4 protein-coding genes are annotated in these 3,576 nt (G+C 68.7%); 1 reads left to right on the top strand and 3 read right to left on the bottom strand.

The annotated features are described in order from the left end of the window. Window positions 1-412 precede the first annotated feature (412 nt). Window positions 413-1,420, bottom strand: coding sequence for a stage II sporulation protein M (locus ACWDO5_RS35510; protein WP_450534651.1), 1,008 nt, complete (start codon window positions 1,418-1,420; stop codon window positions 413-415). 141 nt (window positions 1,421-1,561) lie between these two features. On the opposite strand from ACWDO5_RS35510, the gene ACWDO5_RS35515 reads away from it, so the two are divergent. Continuing rightward, window positions 1,562-2,698: an RDD family protein gene (locus ACWDO5_RS35515; protein ID WP_450534653.1), complete on the top strand. Its 1,137-nt coding sequence runs from the start codon at window positions 1,562-1,564 to the stop codon at window positions 2,696-2,698. Window positions 2,699-2,716: 18 nt separating this feature from the next. Here the strand turns inward: ACWDO5_RS35515 and ACWDO5_RS35520 are convergent, their stop codons facing one another. Beyond that, window positions 2,717-3,331: a hypothetical protein gene (locus tag ACWDO5_RS35520; protein ID WP_450534652.1), complete on the bottom strand. Its 615-nt coding sequence runs from the start codon at window positions 3,329-3,331 to the stop codon at window positions 2,717-2,719. Window positions 3,332-3,481: 150 nt separating this feature from the next. After that, window positions 3,482-3,576: adenosylhomocysteinase (locus ACWDO5_RS35525; RefSeq protein ID WP_450529338.1), on the bottom strand; the 95-nt coding region annotated here is incomplete at its 5' end.

Here is a 3,576-nt window from a genome sequence, read left to right on the forward strand (position 1 = left end):
CACGCTGTTGAGTTCTCAAGGAACGGACGCTTCCTTTGTACTCACCCTCTCGGGCTTTCCTCCGGGCGCTTCCCTTCGGTCTTGCGTTTCCAACCTTACCAGACTCTTTTTCCGTTCCGTTTCCGGTGAGGAATTCGAATCCAGTGGCCGTTGGAGTGACCTTTTGCCTTTCGGCTGACCCGACGCTATCAGAAGCATTTCGGTCGACCTAATCGACCTTCGTGATTCGGATTAAGAATCGGGAGGCTCTGCGGAAATTCAATTCCCGTCGAGAGCGAGAGAGACACTAACGGTCACACTCGCACTTGTCCAGTCCGAGGCAACCGTTTAAATTTACCTCCCCACTGCTCCCGTGTCAACAGGTTTCGTGGGGCGGACAGGAGACTAGCAGGTCAGGGCGGGCGGTCGCACATCAGGAAGCGGCCGGGAGCTCGGCGCTGCGGTCTGTCGCTTCCACGTCGCCGGTGTCGCCCATTCGGGCTGCTCGGCCGCCCAGGATGTAGACGTACGCCAGAAAGGCCAGCTCAGCGGCGATGCCGATGGCGATGCGGGCCCAGGTCGGCAGGCCCGAGGGGGTGACGAAGCCTTCGATCACGCCCGCTACGAAGAGGATGAGGGCCAGGCCGATGGCCATGCCGATCGCGGCGCGGCCCTGTTGAGCGAGGGCTGTGCGGCGGGATTGAGGACCCGGGTCGATGACTGTCCAGCCGAGACGGAGGCCTGTGCCCGCGGCGACGAAGACTGCGGTCAGTTCGAGCAGGCCGTGCGGGAGGACAAGGCCCAGGAAAGTGTCGAGGCGACCCGCCGATGACATCAGGCCGATGCCGACTCCGAGGTTCAGCACATTGAGGAAGAGGATCCAGATCACCGGGAGGCACAGGAACGCGCCCAGAGTCAGGCACATGGCGGCGGCCTGGGCGTTGTTCGTCCAAACCTGGGCTGCGAAGGAGGCCGCGGGGTGGCTGGAGTAGTACGTCTCGTACTCACCGCCGGGGCGAGTGAGCCGGCGGAGTTCGTCGGGGGCGGCGATCGCCGACTGGACCTCGGGGTGGGTGCCGATCCACCAGCCGATGATCGCGGCGAGGACCGTGGAGAGGACCGCGGTGGGTATCCACCACTGGCGGGAGCGGTAGACAGCCGCGGGGAAGCCGGCGGTGAGGAAGCGGACCGCGTCGCGCCAGGTGGCGCGGCGGGTGCCGGTGACGGTGGAGCGGGCGCGAGCCACGAGCTGAGTGAGCCTGCCCGTAAGCATCGGGTCGGGGGCGCTGGACTGGATGAGGGAGAGGTGGGTGGCTGTGCGCTGGTAGAGGGCAACGAGTTCGTCGGCCTCGGCGCCGGTGAGGTGGCGTCCCCGGTGCAGGAGGTGGTCCAGGCGGTCCCACTCGGCGCGGTGGGCGGTCACGAAGACATCGAGGTCCATGGTCGGCTGCTGCTCCAGGCACTGGGTGCGTACGGTCCGTTCTACTGCGGCACTACTGCACTACTGCGGCGCGCTGCGGGCCAGCTTGGCAGACTGAGGAATCAGGGGGCAGTGAAGAACTACGGAAAGGGGCGGGCAGCGGTGAGTGCGCTTGTGACGGGCGATGCGGTCGTACTGGGGCTGCAGCCGGCGAAACTGCCGAGCCGGGCGCTCGCGCTCGTGATCGATCTTGTGGTCGTGTGGACCGCTTATCTCCTGATATTGCTCGGGCTTGCGGTGGCGACTGCCTCACTGGACGAAGCGGCGGTCATGGCGGTGTCGATCGCGACGTTTCTGCTGATCCTGGTGGGGGCGCCGATAGCCGTGGAGACCCTCAGCCATGGGCGGTCACTCGGGAAGCTCGCCTGTGGACTGCGGGTGGTGCGGGACGACGGTGGGCCGATCCGGTTCCGGCACGCGCTGGTGCGTGGGGCGATGGGCGTGGTGGAGATCCTGATGTCGTTCGGGGTCATCGCCTGTATCGCTTCGCTGGTGTCGGCGCGGGGGCGGCGGATAGGGGATGTGTTCGCGGGGACGCTGGTGGTGCGGGAGCGGGTGCCGGCCGCGCGGGGGATGGTGGTGCCCCCTCCGCCGCCGTGGCTCGTCGGACGGTTCGCAGAGCTGGATCTGTCGGGTGTGCCGGACGATCTGTGGCTTGCGATACGTCAGTACCTGACGCGGATGAGGCAGCTGGACCCGGCGGTGAGCGGGTCCATGGCGGGGCGGCTGGCCGGTGATCTGGCGGCGTGCACGGGGGCTCCCGCGCCGGAGGGAGTGCCGCCGGCCGCGTATTTGGCGGCTGTGGTGAATGAGCGGCAGGCGCGTGACGCCCGTCGGGCCTTCGGAGCGGGCGCGAGGGCAGCCGCAAGGGCCGGGGGCGGTGGCGCGCAGGCGGCCATGGTTCCGGGCGGGGTGGTTCCGGGCGCGGGGGCCGCGGGCGCCGACGAAGGGGCTGGAAACCCGTGGACTGCGGGCCCCGTCGGCAAAGACGCAGCGGCCGCGGGCTCGGTAGCCGCAACCGCGGGTGCTGCGGGACCGGTGGACGCGGCGCCGGTGGACGCGCGCCCGGATGCGGCGGGACCGGTGATCGCCGATGCGGTTGAGGCCGCAGGGGCCGCCGGTGCTCATGGAGCGGACGTGCCGCTCGGGGTCGCAACAGGGGCCGAGAGGGTGTCGAGGCCCACGACAGAGGCCGTGGCCGACACACCTCCCACCACCGGATTCGCACCGCCCGCCTAAGTCGGTCACCGGGAGAAGTCAGGGGAAGACCGACGGCGGGGTCTCAAGGTCTTCCAGTTCGATGCCGGGGGCCCCGAGGACCACGTCGCCGGCGATGTGAACGATGTGCTGCTCGCCCGTGTCCAGGGCGCTGACCTGGTATTCGTCCACTGTCAGGGGGCCATTGTCAGTGGCATGCGCTTCACTCTTCATCAGGGCCCAGGACTGGTCGAGAGTGCGGGGGGCGAGGACAGGATCCGTGAAGGCGACGAGGCGGACGCGCGTCGCGGGGGAACCGGGGGTGAGGCGCAGGAGACGTGCGGTGGCGACGAGGAAAGCAGGGGATGTACCGGTGAAGGCGTGGGCGCGGACATTGCCTTCGGTGGCATGAGTGCCGGTGGGGTCGGTGCGGACCCAGGTGACGCCGTCGAGAGCGGCGCCGCGGACCTGCCAGTTCGCGGCGTGGAGTTCGAGACGGATGGGTCGGCCGAGTTCGTCGAGGGTCAGGTCGACGGAGCCGGCGTGGTCGCCGGAGGGGGTGGTGATCTGGGAGACGTAACGCCAGCCGGAGGGGCCGGGGGCGCACTGGAAGTGTTCTTCACCGAGGGGGGTGTGATCGTGCGGATCGTGGAGCGAATAGCGGCCGCGGGGCATGGGGGCGTAGGTGTCCTTGTGCGGTGAGGCTCTGGATGCGGAACCGGAGCCGGAGCCGTTCCCGGACGGTACGGGGCAGGCCCCCGACACGGGGGTGCGGGGGCCTGCCTGGTACCGCAGGTACCTGCTGCTGAGGGTGTCAGTAGCAGGTCAGTAGCGGTAGTGGTCGGACTTGTACGGGCCCTCGACCGGGACACCGATGTAGTCGGCCTGCTCGGGGCGGAGCGTGGTCAGCTTCACGCCCA

The organism is Streptomyces sp. NPDC000880 (assembly GCF_053599675.1).

Coding starts and splice junctions, on each gene's coding strand:
- ACWDO5_RS35510 (WP_450534651.1), bottom strand. CDS start 1,420: ATGGACCTCGATGTCTTCGTGACCGCCCACCGCGCCGAGTGGGACCGC.
- ACWDO5_RS35520 (WP_450534652.1), bottom strand. CDS start 3,331: ATGCCCCGCGGCCGCTATTCGCTCCACGATCCGCACGATCACACCCCC.